This window comes from Candidatus Omnitrophota bacterium (genome assembly GCA_028715415.1).
Lineage (GTDB): Bacteria > Omnitrophota > Gorgyraeia > Gygaellales > Profunditerraquicolaceae > JAQURX01.
In genome coordinates this window covers 14,053-36,781 of sequence record JAQURX010000005.1, presented here as the reverse complement: position 1 = coordinate 36,781, position 22,729 = coordinate 14,053, and the positions used below count along the sequence as shown (strand labels likewise).

Sequence of the window (22,729 nt, the reverse complement as noted above, 5' to 3'; positions counted from 1 at the left end):
TCTAAACAGGAGGTGTTTTAAAATGGCTAAAGAAAAGTTTGTTAGAAGTAAACCACACGTAAATATCGGGACCATTGGTCACATCGATCATGGTAAGACAACTTTAACTGCAGCTATTACACACGTTTTGGCTAAGTTAGGAAAAGCCACTGAAAGAAATTATGCTGATATCGCAAAGGGTGGTACAGTTAGAGACGAAACAAAAGTTGTTACAATTTCCGTTGCTCACGTTGAATACGAAACGGATGCTCGTCATTATGCTCATATTGATTGCCCTGGACACGCAGACTATATTAAAAACATGATTACCGGTGCAGCTCAGATGGACGGCGCTATCTTAGTAGTTTCTGCTGCTGATGGCCCTATGCCTCAAACAAGAGAACATATTCTCTTAGCAAGACAGGTAAACGTTCCTTCAATGGTAGTCTTTTTAAACAAATGCGATTTAGTTACCGATAAGGAACTTTTAGATTTAGTTGAAATGGAAGTAAGGGATTTACTCACCAAATATGGTTATCCTGGAGATAAAACTCCAATCGTAAGAGGAAGCGCTTCAAAAGCTTTAGGCGCCTCGGATGCAAACGGCGAAGATGCAAAATGTATCTTAGAGTTAATGAAAGCTTGCGACGACTTCATTCCACTTCCAACCAGAGAACTTGATAAGCCTTTACTTATGGCTGTTGAAGACGTCTTTAGCATTGAAGGTAGAGGGACAGTTGGAACTGGTAGAATCGAACGTGGTAAAGTAAAACTTAGTGAAGAAGTTGAAATAGTAGGGTTAAGGCCAGAAGTAAAGAAAACAGTAGTAACTGGTATCGAAATGTTTAGAAAGCTTCTTGATGAAGGCCATGCAGGAGATAACGTTGGTCTTCTTTTAAGAGGTATTGATAAGAAAGATATTGAGCGTGGTATGGTTATTGCTGCTCCAAAATCAATTACACCACATACTAAATTCAAAGCTCAAGTTTACGTTTTAACAAAAGAAGAAGGTGGAAGGCATACACCATTCTTTAAAGGTTACAGGCCTCAGTTCTATTTCCGTACTACAGATGTTACCGGAGCGGTAACACTTCCTACTGGAGTAGAAATGGTTATGCCCGGTGATAATGTTGCTTGTGAAGTTGAATTGATAACACCAATTGCTATGGAAAAAGAATCTCGTTTTGCAATCCGTGAAGGTGGACATACGGTAGGAGCAGGTGTTGTTACCGAGGTAATTGCTTAAAAGCTTAAAACAACTATGCAAAAGATAAGAATTAAACTAAAAGCGTATGATCACCGTCTCTTGGATCAGGCGGTAGAGGAAATAGTAGAAACCGTAAGGCGCACCGGCGCAAGTATTCACGGGCCGGTGCCTTTACCAACAAAAAGAGAAATCTACACGGTCTTGCGTTCCCCGGTTATTGATAAGAAGTCACGTGAACAGTTTGAGCTCTCCATCCACAAACGCCTTATCGATATTTTCGAACCGACATCCAAGACAATTGATTCGCTAAGAAAACTGAATTTGCCTGCTGGTGTAGATGTTGAAATAAAATAAAAAGCGCTTATTAATTAAAGCAGGCTTTTTTTGATAAGCTAAATATTGACTATAAAATGATAGGTATAATCGGAAAAAAAATTGGAATGACGCAAATGTTCACTGATAAAGGTGAGCAGGTAGCTGTTACGGCTATTGAAGCAGGGCCATGCCCTATCTTAGCTGTAAAAGAAAAGAACGTCCAGATCGGTTTTGAGTTAGCAAAAGAAAAAAGCTTGAAAAAACCAGTCTTAGGATTATTTAAAAAAGTTAACGTAGCTCCTCGTAAAATTATCAGAGAAGTAACGAAAGAATCCGGAAAAGAATATAAAGTTGGTGAAGAAATCAAGGTGGATTTATTTAAAGCCGGAGATTTTGTTGATGTTACTGGAACTTCGCTCGGAAAGGGTTTCCAAGGCGGCATGAAACGCTGGAATTGGAAGGGTGGGCCACAGACACACGGTTCTACTTCACACCGCAGGGTTGGTTCAATTGGTTCAACAACTACACCTGGCCGCGTATGGAAGGGCCATCATATGCCAGGACACATGGGCAATATCAGAGTAACTTTACAAAATTTAAAGGTAATGAAAACTGATATTGAAAATAACATACTGTTGGTAAAAGGGGCTATCCCAGGGCACAAGAATTGTTTAGTTATTATTAAAAAAGCAAAAAAGAAAGGCGCACCCAAGCAGGTTAAGGGCAAGTAAAAAATGACAAGTTTACCTATATATAACAATGAAGGAAAAGAAATAGACAAAGTAGAGTTAAATAGCAAATTATTTGACGGCATAGTAAATAAAGAAGCTATTTATCAGGCAGTTAATGCGCACCTTGCTAATAAAAGAAGGGGCCTTGCTTCAACAAAAACCAGAGGCGAGGTTTCCGGAGGCGGACGCAAACCTTGGAAACAAAAGGGCACTGGCCGGGCAAGAGTAGGTTCAACACGTTCTCCTCTGTGGAGGCACGGTGGCGTTGTGTTTGGGCCTCATCCGAAAGATTTTTCTTATAACCTTCCGGAAAAAATTAAAAACGTCGCATTAAAATCTTCTCTTAATGCTAAGCTCATTGATAATAACATAATTATTCTTGATGAATTGAAAATTAATAAAGCAAAAACAAAAGACGCAGTTAAAGTCCTTAGCAATTTAAAGATTCTCCCCAGGAAAGAAAAAAAGTCTTTTACAGCGTTAGTTTTGCTTGATAAAATAGACGATTCAACATTGCTTTCATTAAGAAATATCGGGTTTATTGATTTTAATTTAGCAAAGAATACCCATACTTACGAAGTAATGTCACATACAAAATTGATTGTCACAAAAGATGCTCTTAAGGAAATAACCAACCGGTTAAACCGAGAGGGCAAATCAGAAAAGGTAGTTAAAACAGCCAAGGCATCTAATAAGGATAAAAAATGATTGCGCAAGACATTATAAAATCATTAATGAGAACGGAAAAATCAACGGCTTTTGAGCCATCTGGCAGGTATCTGTTTTTAGTAAACAATGCCGCGAATAAAATCCAGATTAAACAAGCAGTTGAGCAGATTTATAAAGTAAAAGTTGAGCATGTAAATGTTTTAATTTCAAGCGGAAAACTAAAGAGGGTAAGGCACCAATTAGGAAAGACACCCGATTTAAAAAAAGCTATAGTAACGTTAAAAACCGGCCAGAAGATTGACACTGCCGTATAGTTTAAGGAAAACTAAAAATGGGAATAATTAAATTCAAACCAACAACACCATCAAGAAGGCATATGAGCGGTTATGATTTCTCTGAAATCACTAAAACTAAGCCTGAGAAATCATTGATTGTGCCTCTTAAAAAAACAGGCGGAAGAAATTCATATGGCCGGCTTACAGTAAGACATCAGGGTGGCGGGCATAAAAGGATGTTACGCTTGATTGATTTTAAGAGAGATTTATTAGATATGCCAGCAAAAGTAATTGCAATTGAATATGATCCTAACCGTTCCGCAAGAATTGCTTTGCTTGAGTATAACAATAAAATAAAAAAATATATTTTAGCTCCGGCAGAATTAAAAGTTGGAGATGAAATTGTATCTTCTGATAAGAAGGATATTGATATAAAAGCCGGAAATGCTCTTCTTTTAAGGCATATTCCATCGGGAACTCTTGTGCATAATATAGAGTTATTTAAAGGAAAGGGCGGCCAAATAGTAAGAAGCGCGGGGTCAAGTGCTCAAATCATGGCTAAAGAAGAAAATTTCGCCCACATTCGCTTGCCTTCTGGTGAAGTTAGAATCGTAAGTTTGGATTGCCGTGCAACTATAGGTCAACTTGGAAACATTGAGCACGAAGCTATTATTAAAGGAAAAGCAGGTAGATCCAGATGGTTAGGTATAAGGCCTACAGTTAGAGGCCTTGCGATGAACCCGGTAGATCACCCTCATGGCGGTGGCGAAGGAAAATCTGGACAAGGAAATCCGCATCCAGTTACTCCTTGGGGAGTACCAACTAAAGGCTATAAAACAAGAAGAAAAGCAATATATTCAGATAAATTTATACTTAAGCGAAGGAAATAAAAATGCCACGTTCATTAAAAAAAGGCCCGTTTGTAGAAGAGAAATTAATAAAGAAAGTGGAAGCTGCACGACGTATGGGAGGCCGCCAGGCAATTAAAACATGGTCCAGGCGCTCAACCATAATCCCTGATTTTGTAGGTACAACTTTTGCTGTATACGACGGCAGAAAGCATATTCCGGTTTTTATCACCGAAAATATGGTAGGGCATAAATTAGGAGAGTTTGCACCTTCTAGAATATTTAAGAAACATGGCGGCGTAAAAGCCAAGAAAGCTGCGGAGAAGACTTAAAATGATTGCTAAAGCTGAAGGAAAATTCTTAAGACTCGCACCAAAAAAAGTTTGCCAGGTAATGGATTTAATCCGTAGAAGAGATGCTGTAGAAGCTGAGAATATACTTTTAAATCTTAATAAACGGCCGAAAGAATACTTGATTAAAATATTAAGGTCTGCTATCGCGAATGCTAAAGTAAAAGGTTTTACCGCAGACCAATTATACGTTTCTAAAATAACTTGTAATCCCGGTCCAATGTGGAAAAGATTTAAGGCAGCTGCCTTTGGTAGAGCGGCCCCAATTTTAAAAAGAACTTCACATATAAGAATTGAGTTAGATCTAAAGTCAGGAGAATAATTCTATGGGTCAAAAGGTACATCCATTTGTATTAAGAGTCGGTTTCATCAGGACGTGGCATAGCCGTTGGTTTGCTAGCTTTAAGGATTTCCCGAAATTTGTGCACCAGGATTATGAAATAAGGAAATACATTAAGAAGAAATTCAAACAGGCTGCTATTGCTAATATTATCATTGAAAGGCTTGCTCAAAAAGTCAAGATTAAGCTGGTTACTGCACGTCCTGGCCTTGTAATAGGGCGCCATGGCGCAGATATTGAACGATTGAGAAGCGATCTTAATGGAATGGTAAAAACAGAGGTTGCAATTGACATAGAAGAAGTAAAAAATCCGGCTTGGAACGCGCAATTAGTCGCAGAAAACATCGCATTTCAACAGGAAAAGAGAGTAGCGTTTAGAAGGGCTGTAAAAAGATCTATGGAGCAATCCATGAATGCGGGAGTAAAAGGAATCAGGGTAAGCTGCGCAGGGAGGCTTAACGGGGCAGAAATGTCTCGTACAGAAACCTATAAACAAGGAAAGGTTCCATTACAGACATTGCGTGCTGATATTGACTATGGATTTTGCGAAGCCTTGACAACTTACGGGCTTATCGGGGTAAAAGTATGGATTTATAAAGGCGATATACTAACAAAAAGAGGAAGTGAAACAGTACAGCAAGCGCCTGCTGAAGAAGAAACACCCAAAGCATAAAAACGAGGGAGAAATTTAAATGGTATTAATGCCAAAGAGGGTTAAATATCGCAAGCTGCAAAAAGGGAATCGCCGTGGTGTTGCAACTACCGGAGCCCAGCTTGCTTTTGGTGAATATGGCCTAAAAACATTGGAAAATGGCTGGATAAAGAATACTCAAATTGAAGCCGTGCGTGTTATCTTGGCTCGGCAGCTGCATAAAGGTGGCAAACTTTGGATCAGGGTTTTCCCAGATAAATCAATTACAAAGAAACCGGCTGAAGTTAGAATGGGTAAAGGCAAGGGAGATCTTGACCATTGGGTTGCAGTTATTAAGAGAGGAAGAATATTGTTTGAGTTAGGGGGCATCCCCGAGGAATACGCTAAACAGTGTTTCCGCTTAGCTGCATATAAGCTGCCTTGCAGGACAAAATTTGTTACAAGGATTCACAGGTAATATTAAGTTAGACTCGTTCGAGGAGTAATAGAATGAAACCAAAAGACTTTCAAAATTTATCAAAAGAAGAATTACTGCTAAAAGAAAAAAGCTTAAAGGAAGATTTGTTTAAACTTAACGACGCGCGTTTCGGTGGAAGAGTTGAAAAGCCCCATATGTTTTCCGTTATAAAAAAGGATATTGCCCGGATTAAAACAATTTTAAACTCAAAGAAAGAATAATAAAATGGCCAGAAAAACATACATAGGAACAGTAACAAGCAACAAGATGCAGAAAACCATTATTGTCAAGATAATGCATATGAGCAAACACGCCAAATACGGCAGAATCATGAAAAGATATACAAAATTTAAGGCTCATGATGAAAAAGGTGTTGCTAAAATTGGCGATAAGGTAAAGATTGAAGAAACAAGGCCTTTGTCTAAAGAAAAGTGCTTTAGGCTTATAGCAGTTATTGAAAAAGTAAAAACACCTCAAATAGAAATTAAAGAGGAGATAAAATGATTCAGTTACGTTCAATTTTAGATGTAGCAGATAACACAGGAGCAAAGAAAGCCGCTCTTATTTGCGTTCTCGGCAAAAAGAATTGCCCAACAGCAGAAATTGGTGATGTGGTTAATGTGCACATCAAAGAATCTGCTCCAAATGCCGCTATTAAAAAAGGCGAGAAAGCAAAAGGGGTTATCGTAAGGACAAGAAATCCAATCAGGCGTTCAGATGGATCAGTGCTTAGATTTGACAGGAATGCAATTGTTTTTATTGATACTGCGCAGAATCCAAGAGGGACTCGTGTTTTTGGGCCGGTTGCCCGTGAATTAAGAGAAAAGAATTTCAGTAAAATTATATCTTTAGCGCCAGAGGTTATTTAATGCAAAAAATTAAAAAGAACGACATAGTGGAAGTAACAAAAGGAAAAGACAAAGGCAAAAAAGGCAAGGTTTTAGAAGTTATCTCTGAAACTAAGCGTGCCGTAATTGAAGGAATCAATTTAGTAAAAAAACATAAGCGCCAAACAAGGCAAGAGGAAAAAGGCGGCATAGTTTCCATTGAAAAGCCGATTAGCGTATCAAACCTCATGGTTGTTTGCAAGGAATGCAATAAGGGTGTGCGCGTAGGCATGTTAATCAACAAAGACGGAACTAAATCCCGGATTTGCAAAGTTTGTAAAGGGGTATTATAAAATGGTGCCAAGATTATTAGAAAAATACAGGACTGAAGTAAGTGTTGAATTAATGAAGACCTTTAATTTAAAAAATAAGCTTGCTTGCCCAAAGCTTGATAAAATTGTGGTAAATATGGGTGTTGGAGAAGCAATTCAAGACATCAAGATACTTGATAGAGCAATGGAAGAATTAGGTGTTATTACAGGACAAAAGCCTATTATTAGAAGAGCAAAAAAAGCCATATCTAATTTTAAGATTAAACAAGGCCAGCCTGTAGGCTGCAAAGTTACATTAAGGCGCGCAATGATGTACGAGTTTATGGATAGGCTTATAAATATCGCACTTCCTCGTATTCGCGATTTTAGAGGAGTTCCTGCTGAATCTTTTGATAAAGCCGGAAATTATACCTTAGGATTGAGCGAACAGGGAATTTTCCCTGAGATTGACTACGATAAAATTAGCCGCGCACAAGGCATGGATATTACTTTTGTAATCAAGAACGCTAAAAACAAAGAACAGGCAAAAGAACTATTAAAGTTATTCGGTATACCTTTTAAAACTAAGGATTAATAAAGAATGGCTAAAAATTCACAAATAGCAAGATGGAAAAGAGCACCTAAGTTTTCTACGCGTGCACACAACAGATGCCAGATCTGCGGAAGGTCAGGCGGTTATTTAAGGCGTTTCCAGCTTTGCCGAATTTGCTTCAGAGAGTTGGCATGGCAAGGTTTAATACCTGGTATTAAAAAAGCCAGCTGGTAATTAATTAAGAAAATCGAAAAGAAGGAGACAAATGTCAAGAACTGATTTAATTGCCGATGCGTTTACTATTATCAGAAACGCCATAATGGCAAAAAAAGAAACTGCAGATATGCCAGCTTCAAATACCTTAAAATCAATTTTGGGTATTTTAAAACAAGACGGATATATTGAGAATTTTAAGCTTATTGAAGACAAGAAACAAGGCATGATCCGTGTTTATCTTAAATACATTGCTGGTAAAAGCGCTATTAAAAATATCAAGAGAATCTCCAAGCCCGGTATTCGTATTTATGTTAGAAACAATAAGGTTCCGTCTGTTTTAAGAGGCAGAGGACTTGCAATTATTTCAACTTCCAAGGGTGTTATTACTGATCAAAAAGCCCGAGAATTGGGAGTCGGTGGAGAAATTATCGGTTATATCTGGTAAAACTAATTATACTAAAATGTCTAGAATAGGAAAAAAACCAATAGTAGTACCAAAAGAAATAAAAGTTGAGATTAAAGATAAGGAAATCTTTATTGAAGGCCCTAAAGGAAAAATCAGCAGGACGATCCATCCGAGGATTACGATAGAATCAAAAGACGGGCAATTACTTGTAAAAAGGGCATCGGACATCAAAACAGATAAATCCTTGCATGGCCTTTATCGCGCACTTATTGTAAACATGATTAAAGGGGCAATGGAAGGCTATACAAAAGAATTGGAAATTATCGGAGTCGGGTTTAAAGCCGCTGTTCAAGGCAACAAGCTTAACATGGCATTAGGTTATTCCCATCCAGTCATAATGGAGATACCTGCTGGGATAAAAATTGAAACACCAAAACCAACTCAAATTGTCATAAGGGGAATCGATAAAGAATTAGTTGGAGAGATTTCTACTGAGATTCGCGCATTTTATCCTCCTGAGCCCTATAAAGGAAAAGGTATTCGATTTGTTGGTGAACACGTTAAGAAAAAGATTGGAAAAGCACAGGCAACAAGCAAGTAACTTAAACTAAAATTTAGGTAATTAAAATGAAAAATAAAAAAGAGCTATCAAGATTAAAAAGGCACCATCGCATCAAGGTAAGAATGTTTGGCACCATTGAAAAGCCAAGATTAGTTATACACCGGAGTTTGAACAATTTTTCTGCTCAAGTAGTTGATGATGCTAATAAAAAAACCATATTCTCTTTATCAGGAAATAACAAAGAAATCAAGCAAAAGCTTGCTACCTGCGGAAATATAAAAGCTGCTCAATTCTTAGGCGAGTTATTTGCTCAAAAAGCTAAACAAAAAGGGATTAGTAAGATTATCTTTGACCGTGCAGGGTATTTATATCATGGCAGAGTAAAAGCATTTGCAGAAGCCTTAAGAAAAGGCGGATTAGAATTCTAATTAGAGGAGCCAAGTAAAAAATGCGAGAATTAAATATTGATCAACATGCTGAATTGGTAGAAAAAATTATTACCATAAACAGGGTAACTAAGGTTACTAAGGGTGGTAAAAAACTACACTTTAGCGCTCTGGTAGTTGTAGGAGACACGAAAGGAAGAGTTGGTTTTGCATTAGATAAAGCAAATGAAGTTGCAGATGCGATACGCAAATCTTTAACAAAAGCGAAAAAGAGCTTATTTAAGGTGCCAATGGAAGGCTCCACGATCCCTCATCAAATTATCGGTGAATATGGCGCTGCAAAAGTCCTTCTTAAGCCTGCTTCTGAAGGAACCGGAGTTATTGCTGCAGGTCCAGTAAGAGCTATATGCGAAGCTGCAGGTATAAAGGATATATTGACAAAATGCCTTAAATCAAACAATCCTATCAATGTCATCAAAGCTACTGTTGACGGGTTACAGAATTTGATCGTAAAGGAACCTGTTGCTAATCCAGCAGAAAAATAATCAATAGGAATATTTAAAATGGAAAAGAAAATCAAAAAAGAGAAAATAGAAAAATCAAAAGGAAAAGTAAAAACTCATAAAACAGAAGTTAAAGAAACCAAACCTGTTGCCAAAAAAACCCGTCCGGCGAGAAAAAAGGTTCAGGCAAGCACTGTTACCTTCGGTTTACATAATTTAGCTGTTCCTAAGGGCGCACACAAAAAAAAGAAGTTGCTTGGCAGGGGTTCAAGTTCAGGGCATGGTAAAACTTCCACAAGAGGAAGTAAAGGACAGACTTCGCGTGCAGGAAGGCATTTTTATATTGGCTTTGAAGGAGGAACCTCTCCTTTAATCCGCAGGATGCCTAAACGCGGTTTTACAAATATTTTTAAGAAAGAATACCAGATTATTAATCTTGGACAGTTAGATAAGATTAAAGAGGCAATAGTTAGCATAGAATTATTAGCTCAAAAAGGTTTAATAAAAGATAAAGCGAAGCTTGTTAAGGTCTTAGGAGATGGCACCATAGGAAGCGCTAAAACCATCCAAGCCCATGCTTTCTCAAAAAGGGCCTCTGCCGAAATTATTAAGGCAGGCGGAAAGACAGAAATTATAAATGCTTAGTGCATTAGTTAATTCATTTAAGATCCCTGATTTAAAAAGGCGTCTTCTAATTACTCTTGCACTTATTACCGTTTACCGGATAGGTTGCTATATACCTACTCCCGGGATTGACGGATCGGCTTTAGCAGAGTTTTTTAGCCGTGTTGCAAAGACTCAAGGCGGAACGCTCTTTGGCATAATGAATATGTTCTCGGGTGGCGCAATGGAGAGACTGACCATTTTTGCGCTTGGGATCATGCCCTATATATCATCTTCAATTATCATGCAGCTTTTGACCGCAGTAATTCCTGCTTTGGAAAAAATCGCCAAAGAAGGAAAAGCAGGGCACGAAAGAATCAACCAATTTACCCGCTATGGGACCATAGTCCTTTCACTAGTTCAATCATTCTTTATCGCATTGTGGCTTGAAGATCCTGCCCGGTTTGAAGGATTAAAAATCGTTATGACTCCGGGGATCGGATTTAGAATACTTACAATGCTAACTCTTAGCACAGGAACTATTTTTATTATGTGGCTGGGAGAACAAATACAGGAAAAGGGGATAGGAAATGGTATCTCATTAATCATCACTGCGGGTATTGTTTCCAGGATTCCATCGGCATTTCACCAGCTTTTTGTTTTAATTTCACCCTTTGCTCCAAGCCGCAGGCAGATTCAACCTTTTACACTGTTAATTATGGCGGTCTTTCTTGTAAGCGTGGTCTTTGCAGTTATAATGATAACTCAAGGGCAAAGAAAAATTCCAGTTCAATACGCAAGAAGGATTGTAGGAAGAAAGATTTACGGAGGCCAATCAACATATATACCGCTTAAAGTTGACACTTCCGGTGTTATTGCTATTATCTTTGCGCAGTCAATTATACTTTTTCCGGCGACATTGGCTTCTTTTATCCCAAATCCGGGTTTCCAAAGGTTAGCACAAGGATTAATCAGAGGACACATTCTTTATACGGTAATTTACGCACTGTTAATTATATTCTTTTGTTATTTCTATACAGCAATCGTTTTTAATCCGTTGGACTTATCTGAAAATATGAAGAAATACGGCGGATTTATTCCCGGGATCAGGCCCGGAGCGCCTACGGCAGAATACCTGGATTATGTTATGACAAGGATTACTTTAGCAGGTGCAATGTTTATTGCTTTTATTGCGATATTTCCCGATCTAATCATGGCCTGGCTTAAAGTGCCGTACTTAGTTGCATCATTTTTTGGAGGCACAGCAATCCTTATCGTTGTTGGAGTCATGTTAGATACATTAAAACAAATCGAATCTCATCTTTTAACGCACCACTACGAAGGCTTTATTAAGGGTGGGCACATTAGAGGAAGGCGATAAATGAGAATAGTTTTCTTAGGTCCTCCTGGCGCAGGAAAAGGAACACAGTCAAAAAGATTAGCTGAAGAGCTTCATTTAGCACATATTTCAACGGGAGACCTTTTACGCCAGAATGTCAAAGATGCAACTAATTTAGGCAAGGAAGCAAAAGGATACATGGATAAAGGCCTTTTAGTCCCTGATGAGCTAGTTGCTAAAATGCTCATGCAAAGATTCGACGAGCCCGATACGAAAAAAGGCTTTATCCTTGACGGGTATCCACGTAATTTGGCCCAGGCGAAATCTTTGGATGAGATGTTCAAAAAAAGAAACATGTCAATTGATTTAGTTTTTTATCTTGATACTTCTGATCCGGTAATCATACAAAGGCTTTCCGGAAGAAGGGTATGCAGTAATTGCGGTGCTAATTTCCATATAACCAACATGCCTTCTAAAGTTGAAGGCATTTGCGATAAATGCAACGGCAAGCTTTATCAAAGAAGCGATGACAATATTGAAACCATTAAAAAGAGGATTGAGGTTTATAAAAACGAAGTCGCATCTTTAATAGAATATTACAAATCAAAGAATAAATTTAATAATTTATCCGCTGATGCAGAAGCGGGAGTCGTTCTTAAAGAAATAATTAAGCTTGCAAAGGCTTATAATGATTCCGTTAAAATCTGAATTTGATCTTCGGATGATGAAAAAGTCCGGAGAAATTTTAAGCTTGGTGATGGAAGAGCTTAAAAAGTTCGTTAAGATTGGGATCACAACTGGCCAAATAGATGATTTGGCGCAAGAGCTCATTGTCAAAAAAGGCGCGAAAGCTGCCTTTAAAGGATATAACGGTTACCCGGCAACAGTCTGTACTTCAATAAACGAAGAGATTGTGCATGGTATTCCCGGCCCAAGAGTGCTTCTTGAAGGAGATATTTTAAGCCTTGACCTTGGCGTTAATTTGGAAGGATACTTCTCTGACGCGGCAATTACAATAGGAATAGGTAGAGTAGGCTCAAAAGAAAAAAAGCTCATAGATGTAACAAAGAAAGCTTTGGAAATCGGGATAAAAGAAGCAAGGGTAAGGAATTACTTAGGAGATATTTCCTACAGTATTCAGAATTACGTTGAGAGAAATGGTTTTTCAGTGGTTCGGCAATTTGTAGGGCACGGTATTGGAGTTAAGTTGCACGAAGACCCGGAAATCCCGAATTTCGGAAGAAAAGGATTCGGGCCACAATTAAAAAGCGGCATGGTTTTAGCCATTGAACCAATGGTAAACATGGGCTCCTGGGAATCAGAAATTCTTGAAAATGGCTGGACAGCAGTTACAAAAGACGGTTCGCTCTCAGCGCATTTTGAGCATACTGTAGCTGTGACGGAAGACGGACCTCAAATTTTAACGGCTTTTGCTTCATAAAACTTTAAAGACAAAGCTATGGCTAAAGAAGAATTGATTGAAACAGAAGGCAAGATAATTGAAGCGCTCCCAAATGCGATGTTTAAAGTTGAGCTGGAAAATGGGCACGTTGTCCTCGCTCATGTTTCAGGAAAAATGCGCATGAATTTCATAAGAATACTTCCCGGGGACAAAGTAAAGCTTGAGTTATCTCCTTATGATTTAACAAGAGGCAGGATTACGTTTAGAGTCAAATAAGCCTCTTAATATAAATCTTATAATGAAACATTTGAAAGGAAAATTAAGTGAAAGTAAAAGCTTCCATTAGAAAAATATGTGATAAGTGTAAAATTATTAAAAGAAGAAGAGTTCTACGGGTAATTTGCACAAATCCAAAACATAAACAAAGACAGGGTTAGATAAAATTTGTTTACCCCCTTTCTTCGTTCGAGATTAACCCCTCTGAATTAAGCTAAAGGGAAATTAAGGAGAAAAAAATAAATGCCAAGAATTCTAGGTGTTGACATTCCTAAAGAAAAAAGAGTTGATATTGCATTAACATATTTATACGGCGTTGGGAAAGTTGTTTCAATCAAGCTTTGTAAAGATGCCGGGATTGAACCAAGCAAGCGCGCCAAAGACCTGACAGATGAAGAGATCTCTCATATTACCAATACAATTCAAAAGAGTGGCCTTAGGATTGAAGGCGACCTTCGCAGAGAAATATCTCAGAATATTAAAAGGCTTATGGATATCGGTTCATATAGAGGTTCACGCCATAGAAAAGGGCTTCCTGTTAGAGGGCAACGTACCCGTACAAACTCAAGGACCAGAAAAGGCCCTCGTAAAGGCAATTTAGCTATTGTTAAAAAAGAAGCACCGGCAAAAGCAGCACCTAAAGCTGCAAAATAGGCTTAAATAAACACTATTTAGAGGAAAAGGAGTAAAATTAATATGGCAACAAAAGATAAGGCAAAAAAGAAGAAGATTGCCAGAGGGGTTACAGCAGGGATTGCTCACATTCAGGCAAGTTTTAATAATACAATTATCACTATTACAGATAGGCAGGGGAATGTGTTAGCTTGGTCTGCTCCGGGTATCGTAGGATACAGCGGTTCAAAGAAATCAACCCCTTTTGCAGCCCAGATTGCGGCAACAGACGCGGCAAGAAAAGCCAAAGAAATTGGCATTAAAGAACTTGAGGTGCGCGTAAAAGGGCCGGGATTTGGAAGAGAATCGGCTATTAGAGCCTTACAGGCTGCGGGGCTTATTATAACCTTAATAAAGGATGTGACTCCGATTCCTCATAATGGTTGCCGTCCTAAGAAGAAAAGGAGAGTGTAATCAATGGCTCGTTATACAGATGCAGTTTGCAGGTTGTGCCGTAGGGAAACAGATAAGCTTTTTCTAAAAGGCACAAAATGTTTTACGGAAAAATGCCCGGTTACTAAAAGGGCATACGCTCCCGGAGACCATGGAGAAGGAAGAAGAACAAAGCTTTCCAACTATGGTTTACAGTTGCGCGAAAAACAAAAAGTAAAAAGAATGTACGGAGTTTTGGAAAAACAGTTCCGTAGATACTTTGAAGTTGCTTCTCACACAAAGGGCGTCACAGGTAAAGTGCTTTTACAGATGTTGGAACGCAGGCTTGATAATGTAATATTCAGGCTCGGGCTTTCCTTATCAAGGGCACAGGCAAGGCAAATCGTACGCCATAACCATGTGTTGGTAAATTCTGTAAGGGTAAACATCCCTTCTTATCAGATCGCAAAAGACGATGTGATTCAAATAAAACCAAACGATAAATCTAAAAACATGAAGGAGACCATGGAGATTACAAAAGAAAGGACTGTCCCTTCATGGCTTGAGTTTAATGCAAAAGAGTTGACCGCCAAAGTTATAAGGCTTCCTGAAAAAGAAGATATTGAACATATAATTCAGGAACAGTTGATCGTAGAGTTGTATTCCAAATAAAGTTTAAAAGTATTACACTTTAAAGTTCTAAACTTTAAAATTAATATTAATTAGGAGGACTAGATGGGTATAAAATGGAGAGATTTTCAACTACCAAAAAGATTAGAGTGCGATGAATCTACCTACACAGAAACTTATGGGAAGTTTTCTGCGGCACCTTTTGAAAGAGGCTATGGAGTTACTTTAGGGAACTCTTTAAGAAGAGTCCTTCTTTCATCTATTGAAGGAAGCGCTGTTACCTCAATTAAAATTATCGGCGCCGAGCATGAATTCTCCAGTATTCCCGGAGTCCTTGAAGACCTTCCGGAGATTATTTTAAATATAAAGAGCCTTATCATTAACTCTCATTCAAAGATTCCAAAGACTATCTACATCAAAAAGGACTCAAAGGGTGAGATTAAGGCAAAAGATATAATTGTTGATGAAACAATTGAAATAATCAATCCAGAGCTTCATATTGCCACACTGACAAAAGATGTTAAATTCAACCTGGAAATGGAAGTTGCAAGAGGCAGAGGCTATGTCCAGGCAGAATTAAACAAAAAAGAGGATAAAATCATAGGGCTTATTCCTGTTGATTCAATCTTTACTCCAGTAATTAAAGTAAATTACTTTGTAGAGAATACGCGAGTCGGGCAAAAAACAGACTATGATAAACTTATCTTGGAGATTTTTACTAACGGAGCAATCAGCCCAAAAGATGCACTTCTCTATGCTTCAAATATCTTACAGAGGCATCTTGATATTTTTGTCAGCTTTGGACAGCTTCCTGATGATATCGCCGAGGAAGAACCTGAGATGAATAAAGAAGAGGCTATTGTTTATGAAAAACTAAGGCTTCCGATTTCCGAACTTGAGCTCTCCGTCAGAAGCTCAAATTGCTTAAGAGAAGCGAATATTAAAACCGTCGCTGATCTAGTGAAGAGAAGCGAAGAGGAGATGCTTGCTTTTAAAAATTTCGGTAAAAAATCCCTGACTGAAATTAAAGAATTGCTTATGGGTATGGGGTTAACTTTAGGCATGCAAGTTGACCAAAAGAAACTTAAAAAATAATATTCGTTAGCTTTAAATATAACTAACTTCAAGGAAATTTAAAATGAGACATAAAAAATCCAGATATCAATTAAACCGCTTTACGAGTTGGCACAAAGCTACCGTGAAAAGCTTGATTAGAAGCCTTCTTATAAACCAGAGCATAAAGACAACTTTGCAAAGAGCAAAAACAACTCAGCCTTTATTTGAGAAATTAATCTCAACTGCCAAAAAAAATACCTTAGCAGGAAAAAGGGATGCGTTCTCAATATTAGGCGACCATAAACTGGTAAGCTTGCTTTTTAGTGATATCGCTCCTAGGTTTGCGAATAGGACTGGCGGTTTTACAAGGATAATCAATTATGGGATCAGAAGAGGGGACAGCGCTAAGTTAGTTATTTTTGAGTTAACTGAAATTAAAAAGAAAGAAGTCAAAAAAGAAAAGAAAGCAAAAGAAACTAAAACCGAAGAGGTTTCCAAAACTGAACAGATTGAAACTGCGCAGAAAGAAGAAAAGGCACAAGAAAGCAATGTCGCAGTTAAAGAAAAGCCTCCGGTTACAAAAAAGCCTTCAAAGAAATTTTTAGGTGGCCTTAGAGGTATCTTTAAAAAAGAGAGGGATTCTTTATAATTTTAATTTCATATCCCTATGCGAACAGATACAACTTTAGCCGTTCGTTTAAAGAAAATTAACCCTTCCTTAACTCTTGCTATAACATCAAAAGCAAAGAAACTAAAAGCAGAGGGTAAGGATATCGTTACGCTTGCTGCGGGAGAACCTGATTTTGATACCCCTGATTTTATCAAAAACGCCGCAATTGAAGCTATTAAAAGCGGTTTTACAAAATATACCCCTACCACAGGAACTCCTGAATTAAAAAAACTCATTTCGGAAAAATTCAAGAAAGACAATTCACTAGAATACGCGCCTAACCAAATCATAGTTTCTTGCGGTGCAAAACACAGCATTTTTAATGCTTTGTTTGTATTGGTAGACCGTGGAGATGAGGTTATTATTCCGTCTCCTTACTGGGTCAGCTATCCGGAAATGGTTAATTTGTGTGAAGGAGAACCGGTTTTTATCAAAACCTTGCCGGAAAATAATTTTAAAATTACCACTGCGGAACTTAAAAAAGCAATAACTAAAAAAACAAAGGTGCTTATTTTAAATAGCCCATCAAATCCAACCGGTTGTGTTTACGAAAAAAATGAACTGGAAGAAATTGCACAAATCTGCGTGGATAATAAAATCTATGTCATAAGCGACGAGATTTATGAAAAGATTATTTTTGACAACTTAAAACACTTTTCCATCGGCAGCTTGAATAAGAGTATCTACGATCTAACAATTACAGTTAATGGGCTATCAAAAAGTTACTCCATGACTGGTTGGCGTATTGGATACCTCGGAGCTCCCAAGGAAATTGCTGATGCAATCTCAAACCTTCAGGATCATTCAACTTCAAACCCAAATTCTATTGCTCAAAAGGCAGCTGTTGCAGCATTAAGCGCTCCTGATGAATTTTCTAAAAGCCTTTGCATAGAATTTGAAAAAAGAAGAAATTATATAATCTCCCGCCTCAAAAAGATGGATAAAATTTCATATGTGGTTCCGCAGGGAGCATTTTATATCTTTTGCGGGATTGAAAGAACAAAACTTGATTCCATGACTTTTGCAAACAGGATGCTTGATGAAAAATTTGTAAGTATAATCCCCGGGATAGGATTCGGGCTTAATAATTATGTACGCATAAGTTTCGCTAATTCAATAGAGCAGCTTACGATTGCCATGGATAGGTTAGAAACCTGGCTTAAGGAAATTTAATTAATGGGAAAGACTGTCGCAGAAAAGATATTAAGTAATCACGCAGGAAAAGATTTAAGCGCAGGTGATTTTGCTGTCTGTAATATTGAACTTGCTTTTGGGCAAGACGGGACATCGTCAATTATTATTGATCGAGTCAAAGAGCTCGGCATAAAAGAGCTAAAAACAAAGTTTTGCATGGTTATAGACCATAGTGCTCCTTCGCCAAGTGAAGGCGTTTCAAGAGTGCACAAAAAGATGCGCGACTTTGCATCAGGCCTTAAAACCAAACTTTACGATATTGGCTGCGGAGTTTGCCATCAGGTTATCCCTGAATCAGGGCAGGTTTTACCCGGATACTTAGTTTTAGGTGCTGATTCACACACATGCACATATGGAGCTTTGGGAGTTTTTTCAACCGGGGTCGGCTCAACTGATCTTTCAATTGCATTAGCAAGCGGGAAAAACTGGTTTAAGGTCCCGGAAACAATTAAAATTATCGTTAAAGGTAAAATACCGAAAGGTATTTATGCCAAAGATATTATTCTCCATATAATCGGCGAAATTAAGGCTGATGGCGCAACCTATAAAGCTGTAGAATTTTACGGCCCTGTAATTGACCAGCTTAGCATGGATGCAAGATTTACTATCTGCAATATGGTTGTTGAAATGGGAGCAAAGGTGGGCCTAATGCCGGTTGACAAAACCACTCTTGATTGGTTAAAGCCAAGAATGCCGAAAGGGACAAAACTTAACCCACAAATAGCAGATAAAGATGCTAAATATGAATCTGTCTTGGAATTTGACATTTCTAAACTCAAGCCTTTAGTTTCAATACCTCATAGCGTTGATACAGTTTCAACGGCGCAAGAGTTAAAGAACGTAATCATTAATGAGGCTTTTTTGGGCACTTGCACTAACGGAAGATTAAGCGACCTAAAGGTTGCTGCGAAAATACTTAAAGGAAAACGCGTTGCCTCAGGAGTTAGATTGATAATCGCTCCAAGTTCACGCGATATTTATCTGGACGCCTTAAAACTAGGAATTGTTGATACTCTTATAAAAGCAGGTGCAGTAATAGTTGCTCCCGGATGCGGGCCGTGTGTAGGAACTCATAATGGCGTACCCGCAGATGGAGAGAGCGTTATTTCAACTGCTAACAGAAACTTTAAAGGTAGAATGGGAAACCCAAATAGTTTTATCTACCTTGCTTCACCGGCCACAGTTGCAGCATCCGCACTCCGCGGCAGGATAACAGACCCCAAGCAATATCTATAAAAAGAGAGGACTAGAATGGAGATAAGAGATCTGCTTGTAATGTGTATAGAAAAACAGGCTTCAGACCTGCACTTAACAGAAAACGAACCTCCAATCCTGCGTATTGATGGAAAATTAAACCGCACAACCCTTCCTGTCATGTCCAAAGACACTCTTAAGAAAATGATTTACGGCATTTTGACAAATACGCAAAAAGAAATGTTTGAAAGAGACCTTGAGCTGGACTTTTCTTTAGCGCTTCCGGATTTGGACAGGTTCAGAGTCAATATCCACATGCAAAAAGGCTCTGTTGAAGCAGCCTGCAGGCGTGTGCCTTTAGTTATCCCTACTATGGAAAGCCTTGGCCTTCCAGCAATTATTCCTGAGTTAGCTCGCCGTCCAAACGGCTTAGTCCTTGTTACTGGGCCAACCGGCATGGGTAAAACTACTACCCTTGCCGCCATGATAGACCAGATTAATAATGAAAGAGAGTGTTTAATAGTTTCTATTGAAGACCCTATTGAATTTGTTTTCAGTAATAAAAAGAGTGTTATCAAGCAGAGAGAAGTTTACGCTGACACGCATTCATTTGCTGAATCCCTGAAACGAGCTTTAAGGCAGGATCCTAACGTAATCATAGTAGGAGAGATGCGTGACCTTGAAACAATCTCCACTACTTTAACAGCAGCAGAAACCGGGCACTTGGTTTTGGCAACATTACATACCCCTGATGCTCCTCAGACAGTTCAAAGAATTATAGATGTTTTCCCTCCACACCAACAGATGCAGGTAAAATTGCAGCTAGCAGACTCATTACAGGCAGTTGTTTCCCAGTTATTGCTTCCGCATGCTTCAGGCAAAGGCCGTGTTATGGCAAATGAAATCATGGTTGCAACTCCTGCAATTAGAAATTTAATCCGTGAACAGGAAATTGAGCAAATCCCGACAATCATGCAAACCGGATCTCAATTCGGAATGAAAACCATGGATAAGTCATTAAAGGAACTGACTCAAAAAGGATTAATAACCTTAGACGTGGCAATGTCAAAAGTAAAGAATCTAGACGAATTTAAACAGCTCTAAAAAAAGTTGTCATCCCTGCGAAAGCAGGGATCCAGGATGTAACATAGATTCCCGCTGGAGTTTACCCCTGTGGAAACAGGGGCGGGAATGACAGATGAGTAAAGGATACTTAAAATGAAATTTGACGGCAAAGCAATAAAATTAGGAGATAACATTAACACGGATTTTATTATTTCCGGGCGTTATAAATTCGCAATTACTGATATTAAGGAGCTCGCGAAACATATCATGGAAGATATTGACCCGAGCTTCCCTTCAAAGATTACACCCGGAAAATCAATAATCGTTGCCGGTAAGAATTTCGGAATGGGCTCGTCAAGAGAACAAGCGCCTTTAGTTATTAAAGAATCGGGGATAGTAGCAGTAGTAGCGAAATCTTTTGCCCGGATTTTCTACCGCAATGCATTTAATATCGGCCTTCTCTTGATTGAACTGGATACTGATAAGATTAATGAGTTTGACATCCTTGAAGTTGACTTAGATAACGGTATTGTAAAAAATACAAGTAAGAATATAGAATTTAAGATTAAACCTCTACCTGCATTTATGCAGAAATTATTAGAAGAAGGCGGAGTAGTTAATTATTTCAAGAAATATAAGGAATTAAAGGTCTAGATGAATCATAAAGTTACCCTGATTCCCGGTGATGGTATCGGCCCAGAAGTTGCCCTTGCTGCGAAAAGGTGCATTGATGCAACAAATGTAAAAATAGAGTGGGTTGAAGCTTTAGCTGGGCAAGCTGCCTTAGAAAAAACTGGCGAACTCCTACCGCAAGCAACACTTGATTCGGTTAAAGAAAATAAAGTTGCTCTTAAAGGCCCGATTACAACTCCTATCGGCACAGGTTTTCGCTCAGTCAATGTTGCCATACGCCAAGCTTTGGATCTTTATGCCTGCGTCCGGCCGGCAAAAACTTACATCGGAGTAAAAAGCAATTTTAAAGATATCAACCTTTTAATTGTAAGAGAGAACAGTGAAGATTTATATGCGGGGATTGAATTTGAAGAAGGCAAACCTGAAACCAAAGAACTTATAGAAAAGATAGAAACTTTTAGCAAGAAAAAAATCCGCCCCGGATCAGGTATTTCCATTAAGCCTATCTCAAGATTTGCCACAGAAAGAATCGTAAAGTTCGCTTTTGAATACGCATTAGAGAACAATAGAAAAAAAATTACAGTAATTCAGAAAGCGAATATTATGAAATTTACTGATGGTTTATTCCTTAAAGTTGCCCGGGAAGTTGCAAAAAAATACGAAGGAAAGATAGAATTTCAAGAAGCACTGGTTGATAATATGGCCATGCAATTAGTGCAGAAACCAAATGATTACGATGTACTGGTCCTTCCAAACCTTTATGGGGATATTCTTTCCGACCTTTGCGCAGGGTTAATCGGAGGATTAGGAATTGCCCCGGGAGCAAACATAGGGGATGATGTAGCAGTTTTTGAAGCAGTTCATGGCTCGGCTCCAAAATACGCAGGGCTTAATAAAGTTAATCCTACTGCGATGATTTTATCAGGCGTATTGATGTTAAGATATTTAAAAGAGAATAAAGCTGCTGATACACTTGAAAACGCAATAAAAGATGTTTTAAAAGAAGGTAAAGATGTTACTTATGATTTAAAACCGCACAGAGATGATCCAGGCAGCGTCGGCACTCAAGAAATGGCTGATGCTATTATCAAAAAAATTAAAGAAAAACTATGAAAATCAGTATTATTGGTGCTGGGAATGTGGGAAGCACAACCGCTATGCGCTTAGCTCAAGAGGGTGTAGGCGATATTTTAATCGTTGATATCCTTAAAGGCTTAGCTCACGGAAAAGCGCTTGACTTAGAAGATGCCCGCCCGATTTTAAAACAAAACTACAATATCACAGGAAGTGATGACATTACGCAGATAAAAGACTCTGACATTGTCGTTATGACTGCCGGCCTTGCACGTAAGCCCGGAATGACCAGAGAAGAGCTCCTGGCTAAAAATGCCCAGATCATCAAAGATGTTTCAATTAATATTAAAAATCTGGCAAAAGAGGCGATACTAATTGTAGTTACCAATCCTTTGGATTTAATGACTTTTTTTGCTTTAAAGCAAACCGGATTTAAGAATAATAAAGTTTTCGGTATGGGGATCGGCCTTGATTCCGCGCGTTTTGCAAACCTCATTGCTTTAGAATTAAAAGTTCCTCAAACAAGCGTTGAGGCTTGCGTTATTGGAAGCCATGGAGAAGCAATGCTTCCTTTAGCAAGATTTACAAAAATTAATGGCATTGCGTTAGACGAATTTGTAGATAAAGCTAAGCTAGAAACTTTAATCAATCGGACAATAGGCAGAGGCTTGGAGATTGTTTCTAATTTGGGATCGGGTAGCGCATATTATGCTCCATCTGCTGCAATCGCTGATATCGTAAAAACAATAGTTAAGAATGAAAAACGGACTATTGGCGTTTGTGCCAGCTTGAATGGAGAGTATGGCATTAAAGACGTCTGCCTTGGAGTTCCCTGCAGGATCGGAAAAGACGGGATTGAAAAAGTTATTGAGCTTGATCTTAATAAAGAAGAAAAAGACAAATTTATCGCTTCAGCTGAGAGTATTCGTAAATTAACCGCACAATTACCTCTTTAAATTTAT

General features: G+C 38.4%; 36 protein-coding genes and 1 pseudogene. All 37 read left to right on the top strand.

All coding sequences use genetic code 11. The features are described 5' to 3' along the window. The first annotated feature begins 22 nt into the window (after nucleotides 1-22). A complete protein-coding gene (tuf, locus tag PHO70_03025) occupies nucleotides 23-1,225 on the top strand; it encodes an elongation factor Tu (protein MDD5431942.1) in 1,203 nt (400 codons plus the stop codon). Between the two features lie 15 nt (nucleotides 1,226-1,240). Then, on the top strand, nucleotides 1,241-1,540 hold the full coding sequence (rpsJ, locus tag PHO70_03020) for a 30S ribosomal protein S10 (protein ID MDD5431941.1): 300 nt from the start codon (nucleotides 1,241-1,243) through the stop codon (nucleotides 1,538-1,540). 56 nt (nucleotides 1,541-1,596) lie between these two features. Then, entirely contained in the window at nucleotides 1,597-2,232 is a 636-nt protein-coding gene (gene rplC / locus PHO70_03015; protein MDD5431940.1) for a 50S ribosomal protein L3, read from the top strand. 3 nt (nucleotides 2,233-2,235) lie between these two features. Further along, a complete protein-coding gene (rplD, locus tag PHO70_03010; protein MDD5431939.1) occupies nucleotides 2,236-2,940 on the top strand; it encodes a 50S ribosomal protein L4 in 705 nt (234 codons plus the stop codon). After that, entirely contained in the window at nucleotides 2,937-3,215 is a 279-nt protein-coding gene (rplW, locus tag PHO70_03005; GenBank protein MDD5431938.1) for a 50S ribosomal protein L23, read from the top strand. The genes rplD and rplW overlap by 4 nt, the downstream gene beginning before the upstream one ends. Nucleotides 3,216-3,232: 17 nt before the next feature. Beyond that, nucleotides 3,233-4,066, top strand: a complete 834-nt coding sequence (gene rplB, locus PHO70_03000; GenBank protein ID MDD5431937.1) for a 50S ribosomal protein L2 — start codon at nucleotides 3,233-3,235, stop codon at nucleotides 4,064-4,066. A 2-nt stretch (nucleotides 4,067-4,068) separates the two neighbouring features. Next, nucleotides 4,069-4,356 carry a 30S ribosomal protein S19 gene (gene rpsS, locus PHO70_02995; protein ID MDD5431936.1) on the top strand — a complete coding sequence of 96 codons (288 nt, stop codon included), beginning with the start codon at nucleotides 4,069-4,071 and terminating at the stop codon, nucleotides 4,354-4,356. A 1-nt stretch (nucleotide 4,357) separates the two neighbouring features. Next, complete coding sequence (gene rplV / locus PHO70_02990) at nucleotides 4,358-4,696, top strand: 50S ribosomal protein L22 (GenBank protein MDD5431935.1); 339 nt, start codon at nucleotides 4,358-4,360, stop codon at nucleotides 4,694-4,696. A gap of 4 nt (nucleotides 4,697-4,700) precedes the next feature. Further along, nucleotides 4,701-5,387, top strand: a complete 687-nt coding sequence (gene rpsC, locus PHO70_02985) for a 30S ribosomal protein S3 (protein MDD5431934.1) — start codon at nucleotides 4,701-4,703, stop codon at nucleotides 5,385-5,387. Between the two features lie 19 nt (nucleotides 5,388-5,406). Then, nucleotides 5,407-5,823, top strand: a complete 417-nt coding sequence (gene rplP / locus PHO70_02980) for a 50S ribosomal protein L16 (GenBank protein ID MDD5431933.1) — start codon at nucleotides 5,407-5,409, stop codon at nucleotides 5,821-5,823. Nucleotides 5,824-5,855: 32 nt separating this feature from the next. Continuing rightward, nucleotides 5,856-6,044: a 50S ribosomal protein L29 gene (gene rpmC, locus PHO70_02975; protein ID MDD5431932.1), complete on the top strand. Its 189-nt coding sequence runs from the start codon at nucleotides 5,856-5,858 to the stop codon at nucleotides 6,042-6,044. Nucleotides 6,045-6,048: 4 nt separating this feature from the next. Then, nucleotides 6,049-6,327: a 30S ribosomal protein S17 gene (gene rpsQ / locus PHO70_02970; protein MDD5431931.1), complete on the top strand. Its 279-nt coding sequence runs from the start codon at nucleotides 6,049-6,051 to the stop codon at nucleotides 6,325-6,327. Further along, nucleotides 6,324-6,692, top strand: coding sequence for a 50S ribosomal protein L14 (gene rplN, locus PHO70_02965; GenBank protein MDD5431930.1), 369 nt, complete (start codon nucleotides 6,324-6,326; stop codon nucleotides 6,690-6,692). The genes rpsQ and rplN overlap by 4 nt, the downstream gene beginning before the upstream one ends. Next, nucleotides 6,692-7,003: a 50S ribosomal protein L24 gene (rplX, locus tag PHO70_02960; GenBank protein MDD5431929.1), complete on the top strand. Its 312-nt coding sequence runs from the start codon at nucleotides 6,692-6,694 to the stop codon at nucleotides 7,001-7,003. The genes rplN and rplX overlap by 1 nt, the downstream gene beginning before the upstream one ends. A 1-nt stretch (nucleotide 7,004) precedes the next feature. Further along, nucleotides 7,005-7,556, top strand: coding sequence for a 50S ribosomal protein L5 (rplE, locus tag PHO70_02955; protein MDD5431928.1), 552 nt, complete (start codon nucleotides 7,005-7,007; stop codon nucleotides 7,554-7,556). Between the two features lie 6 nt (nucleotides 7,557-7,562). Next, the gene (locus PHO70_02950) at nucleotides 7,563-7,748 is read left to right on the top strand and encodes a type Z 30S ribosomal protein S14 (protein MDD5431927.1); all 186 of its coding nucleotides are present in this window, start codon (nucleotides 7,563-7,565) and stop codon (nucleotides 7,746-7,748) included. Between the two features lie 31 nt (nucleotides 7,749-7,779). Then, nucleotides 7,780-8,175 (top strand): 30S ribosomal protein S8, encoded by a 396-nt coding sequence (gene rpsH, locus PHO70_02945; protein MDD5431926.1) that lies wholly within the window; start codon nucleotides 7,780-7,782, stop codon nucleotides 8,173-8,175. Nucleotides 8,176-8,191: 16 nt separating this feature from the next. Further along, a complete protein-coding gene (gene rplF, locus PHO70_02940) occupies nucleotides 8,192-8,737 on the top strand; it encodes a 50S ribosomal protein L6 (GenBank protein MDD5431925.1) in 546 nt (181 codons plus the stop codon). A gap of 26 nt (nucleotides 8,738-8,763) precedes the next feature. Continuing rightward, the gene (rplR, locus tag PHO70_02935; GenBank protein MDD5431924.1) at nucleotides 8,764-9,126 is read left to right on the top strand and encodes a 50S ribosomal protein L18; all 363 of its coding nucleotides are present in this window, start codon (nucleotides 8,764-8,766) and stop codon (nucleotides 9,124-9,126) included. 20 nt (nucleotides 9,127-9,146) lie between these two features. Further along, entirely contained in the window at nucleotides 9,147-9,629 is a 483-nt protein-coding gene (gene rpsE / locus PHO70_02930) for a 30S ribosomal protein S5 (protein ID MDD5431923.1), read from the top strand. Nucleotides 9,630-9,794: 165 nt separating this feature from the next. Next, nucleotides 9,795-10,232 (top strand): annotated as a pseudogene (gene rplO / locus PHO70_02925) (50S ribosomal protein L15). After that, nucleotides 10,225-11,571 (top strand): preprotein translocase subunit SecY, encoded by a 1,347-nt coding sequence (gene secY, locus PHO70_02920; protein ID MDD5431922.1) that lies wholly within the window; start codon nucleotides 10,225-10,227, stop codon nucleotides 11,569-11,571. Before rplO ends, secY begins: the two are co-directional and overlap by 8 nt. Then, nucleotides 11,572-12,237 (top strand): adenylate kinase, encoded by a 666-nt coding sequence (locus PHO70_02915; protein ID MDD5431921.1) that lies wholly within the window; start codon nucleotides 11,572-11,574, stop codon nucleotides 12,235-12,237. Further along, a complete protein-coding gene (map, locus tag PHO70_02910; protein ID MDD5431920.1) occupies nucleotides 12,218-12,970 on the top strand; it encodes a type I methionyl aminopeptidase in 753 nt (250 codons plus the stop codon). The genes PHO70_02915 and map overlap by 20 nt, the downstream gene beginning before the upstream one ends. Nucleotides 12,971-12,988: 18 nt before the next feature. Further along, a complete protein-coding gene (infA, locus tag PHO70_02905; GenBank protein ID MDD5431919.1) occupies nucleotides 12,989-13,207 on the top strand; it encodes a translation initiation factor IF-1 in 219 nt (72 codons plus the stop codon). 47 nt (nucleotides 13,208-13,254) lie between these two features. Next, nucleotides 13,255-13,368: a 50S ribosomal protein L36 gene (gene rpmJ / locus PHO70_02900; GenBank protein ID MDD5431918.1), complete on the top strand. Its 114-nt coding sequence runs from the start codon at nucleotides 13,255-13,257 to the stop codon at nucleotides 13,366-13,368. 82 nt (nucleotides 13,369-13,450) lie between these two features. Then, nucleotides 13,451-13,861 carry a 30S ribosomal protein S13 gene (rpsM, locus tag PHO70_02895; GenBank protein MDD5431917.1) on the top strand — a complete coding sequence of 137 codons (411 nt, stop codon included), beginning with the start codon at nucleotides 13,451-13,453 and terminating at the stop codon, nucleotides 13,859-13,861. Nucleotides 13,862-13,903: 42 nt separating this feature from the next. Further along, nucleotides 13,904-14,293, top strand: a complete 390-nt coding sequence (gene rpsK / locus PHO70_02890; GenBank protein MDD5431916.1) for a 30S ribosomal protein S11 — start codon at nucleotides 13,904-13,906, stop codon at nucleotides 14,291-14,293. Nucleotides 14,294-14,296: 3 nt separating this feature from the next. After that, nucleotides 14,297-14,923, top strand: a complete 627-nt coding sequence (gene rpsD, locus PHO70_02885; protein MDD5431915.1) for a 30S ribosomal protein S4 — start codon at nucleotides 14,297-14,299, stop codon at nucleotides 14,921-14,923. Nucleotides 14,924-14,986: 63 nt separating this feature from the next. Next, on the top strand, nucleotides 14,987-15,976 hold the full coding sequence (locus PHO70_02880; protein MDD5431914.1) for a DNA-directed RNA polymerase subunit alpha: 990 nt from the start codon (nucleotides 14,987-14,989) through the stop codon (nucleotides 15,974-15,976). Nucleotides 15,977-16,019: 43 nt separating this feature from the next. Next, on the top strand, nucleotides 16,020-16,586 hold the full coding sequence (gene rplQ / locus PHO70_02875) for a 50S ribosomal protein L17 (GenBank protein ID MDD5431913.1): 567 nt from the start codon (nucleotides 16,020-16,022) through the stop codon (nucleotides 16,584-16,586). 18 nt (nucleotides 16,587-16,604) lie between these two features. Then, the gene (locus tag PHO70_02870; protein MDD5431912.1) at nucleotides 16,605-17,780 is read left to right on the top strand and encodes a pyridoxal phosphate-dependent aminotransferase; all 1,176 of its coding nucleotides are present in this window, start codon (nucleotides 16,605-16,607) and stop codon (nucleotides 17,778-17,780) included. A 3-nt stretch (nucleotides 17,781-17,783) separates the two neighbouring features. Continuing rightward, nucleotides 17,784-19,037 (top strand): 3-isopropylmalate dehydratase large subunit, encoded by a 1,254-nt coding sequence (locus PHO70_02865; GenBank protein ID MDD5431911.1) that lies wholly within the window; start codon nucleotides 17,784-17,786, stop codon nucleotides 19,035-19,037. 15 nt (nucleotides 19,038-19,052) lie between these two features. Then, nucleotides 19,053-20,099 (top strand): type IV pilus twitching motility protein PilT, encoded by a 1,047-nt coding sequence (locus PHO70_02860; protein ID MDD5431910.1) that lies wholly within the window; start codon nucleotides 19,053-19,055, stop codon nucleotides 20,097-20,099. A gap of 114 nt (nucleotides 20,100-20,213) precedes the next feature. Next, nucleotides 20,214-20,714, top strand: a complete 501-nt coding sequence (locus PHO70_02855; protein MDD5431909.1) for a 3-isopropylmalate dehydratase small subunit — start codon at nucleotides 20,214-20,216, stop codon at nucleotides 20,712-20,714. Further along, nucleotides 20,715-21,806, top strand: coding sequence for an isocitrate/isopropylmalate dehydrogenase family protein (locus tag PHO70_02850; protein MDD5431908.1), 1,092 nt, complete (start codon nucleotides 20,715-20,717; stop codon nucleotides 21,804-21,806). Continuing rightward, nucleotides 21,803-22,723, top strand: a complete 921-nt coding sequence (locus PHO70_02845; protein ID MDD5431907.1) for a malate dehydrogenase — start codon at nucleotides 21,803-21,805, stop codon at nucleotides 22,721-22,723. The genes PHO70_02850 and PHO70_02845 overlap by 4 nt, the downstream gene beginning before the upstream one ends. The last annotated feature ends 6 nt before the right edge of the window (nucleotides 22,724-22,729 follow it).

What these genes read in the sequence shown, in the direction of transcription:
- tuf (MDD5431942.1), top strand. Translation starts at nt 23, where the DNA reads ATGGCTAAAGAAAAGTTTGTTAGAAGTAAACCACACGTAAATATCGGG.
- rpsJ (MDD5431941.1), top strand. Translation starts at nt 1,241, where the DNA reads ATGCAAAAGATAAGAATTAAACTAAAAGCGTATGATCACCGTCTCTTG.
- rplC (MDD5431940.1), top strand. Translation starts at nt 1,597, where the DNA reads ATGATAGGTATAATCGGAAAAAAAATTGGAATGACGCAAATGTTCACT.
- rplD (MDD5431939.1), top strand. Translation starts at nt 2,236, where the DNA reads ATGACAAGTTTACCTATATATAACAATGAAGGAAAAGAAATAGACAAA.
- rplW (MDD5431938.1), top strand. Translation starts at nt 2,937, where the DNA reads ATGATTGCGCAAGACATTATAAAATCATTAATGAGAACGGAAAAATCA.
- rplB (MDD5431937.1), top strand. Translation starts at nt 3,233, where the DNA reads ATGGGAATAATTAAATTCAAACCAACAACACCATCAAGAAGGCATATG.
- rpsS (MDD5431936.1), top strand. Translation starts at nt 4,069, where the DNA reads ATGCCACGTTCATTAAAAAAAGGCCCGTTTGTAGAAGAGAAATTAATA.
- rplV (MDD5431935.1), top strand. Translation starts at nt 4,358, where the DNA reads ATGATTGCTAAAGCTGAAGGAAAATTCTTAAGACTCGCACCAAAAAAA.
- rpsC (MDD5431934.1), top strand. Translation starts at nt 4,701, where the DNA reads ATGGGTCAAAAGGTACATCCATTTGTATTAAGAGTCGGTTTCATCAGG.
- rplP (MDD5431933.1), top strand. Translation starts at nt 5,407, where the DNA reads ATGGTATTAATGCCAAAGAGGGTTAAATATCGCAAGCTGCAAAAAGGG.
- rpmC (MDD5431932.1), top strand. Translation starts at nt 5,856, where the DNA reads ATGAAACCAAAAGACTTTCAAAATTTATCAAAAGAAGAATTACTGCTA.
- rpsQ (MDD5431931.1), top strand. Translation starts at nt 6,049, where the DNA reads ATGGCCAGAAAAACATACATAGGAACAGTAACAAGCAACAAGATGCAG.
- rplN (MDD5431930.1), top strand. Translation starts at nt 6,324, where the DNA reads ATGATTCAGTTACGTTCAATTTTAGATGTAGCAGATAACACAGGAGCA.
- rplX (MDD5431929.1), top strand. Translation starts at nt 6,692, where the DNA reads ATGCAAAAAATTAAAAAGAACGACATAGTGGAAGTAACAAAAGGAAAA.
- rplE (MDD5431928.1), top strand. Translation starts at nt 7,005, where the DNA reads ATGGTGCCAAGATTATTAGAAAAATACAGGACTGAAGTAAGTGTTGAA.
- PHO70_02950 (MDD5431927.1), top strand. Translation starts at nt 7,563, where the DNA reads ATGGCTAAAAATTCACAAATAGCAAGATGGAAAAGAGCACCTAAGTTT.
- rpsH (MDD5431926.1), top strand. Translation starts at nt 7,780, where the DNA reads ATGTCAAGAACTGATTTAATTGCCGATGCGTTTACTATTATCAGAAAC.
- rplF (MDD5431925.1), top strand. Translation starts at nt 8,192, where the DNA reads ATGTCTAGAATAGGAAAAAAACCAATAGTAGTACCAAAAGAAATAAAA.
- rplR (MDD5431924.1), top strand. Translation starts at nt 8,764, where the DNA reads ATGAAAAATAAAAAAGAGCTATCAAGATTAAAAAGGCACCATCGCATC.
- rpsE (MDD5431923.1), top strand. Translation starts at nt 9,147, where the DNA reads ATGCGAGAATTAAATATTGATCAACATGCTGAATTGGTAGAAAAAATT.
- secY (MDD5431922.1), top strand. Translation starts at nt 10,225, where the DNA reads ATGCTTAGTGCATTAGTTAATTCATTTAAGATCCCTGATTTAAAAAGG.
- PHO70_02915 (MDD5431921.1), top strand. Translation starts at nt 11,572, where the DNA reads ATGAGAATAGTTTTCTTAGGTCCTCCTGGCGCAGGAAAAGGAACACAG.
- map (MDD5431920.1), top strand. Translation starts at nt 12,218, where the DNA reads ATGATTCCGTTAAAATCTGAATTTGATCTTCGGATGATGAAAAAGTCC.
- infA (MDD5431919.1), top strand. Translation starts at nt 12,989, where the DNA reads ATGGCTAAAGAAGAATTGATTGAAACAGAAGGCAAGATAATTGAAGCG.
- rpsM (MDD5431917.1), top strand. Translation starts at nt 13,451, where the DNA reads ATGCCAAGAATTCTAGGTGTTGACATTCCTAAAGAAAAAAGAGTTGAT.
- rpsK (MDD5431916.1), top strand. Translation starts at nt 13,904, where the DNA reads ATGGCAACAAAAGATAAGGCAAAAAAGAAGAAGATTGCCAGAGGGGTT.
- rpsD (MDD5431915.1), top strand. Translation starts at nt 14,297, where the DNA reads ATGGCTCGTTATACAGATGCAGTTTGCAGGTTGTGCCGTAGGGAAACA.
- PHO70_02880 (MDD5431914.1), top strand. Translation starts at nt 14,987, where the DNA reads ATGGGTATAAAATGGAGAGATTTTCAACTACCAAAAAGATTAGAGTGC.
- rplQ (MDD5431913.1), top strand. Translation starts at nt 16,020, where the DNA reads ATGAGACATAAAAAATCCAGATATCAATTAAACCGCTTTACGAGTTGG.
- PHO70_02870 (MDD5431912.1), top strand. Translation starts at nt 16,605, where the DNA reads ATGCGAACAGATACAACTTTAGCCGTTCGTTTAAAGAAAATTAACCCT.
- PHO70_02865 (MDD5431911.1), top strand. Translation starts at nt 17,784, where the DNA reads ATGGGAAAGACTGTCGCAGAAAAGATATTAAGTAATCACGCAGGAAAA.
- PHO70_02860 (MDD5431910.1), top strand. Translation starts at nt 19,053, where the DNA reads ATGGAGATAAGAGATCTGCTTGTAATGTGTATAGAAAAACAGGCTTCA.
- PHO70_02855 (MDD5431909.1), top strand. Translation starts at nt 20,214, where the DNA reads ATGAAATTTGACGGCAAAGCAATAAAATTAGGAGATAACATTAACACG.
- PHO70_02850 (MDD5431908.1), top strand. Translation starts at nt 20,715, where the DNA reads ATGAATCATAAAGTTACCCTGATTCCCGGTGATGGTATCGGCCCAGAA.
- PHO70_02845 (MDD5431907.1), top strand. Translation starts at nt 21,803, where the DNA reads ATGAAAATCAGTATTATTGGTGCTGGGAATGTGGGAAGCACAACCGCT.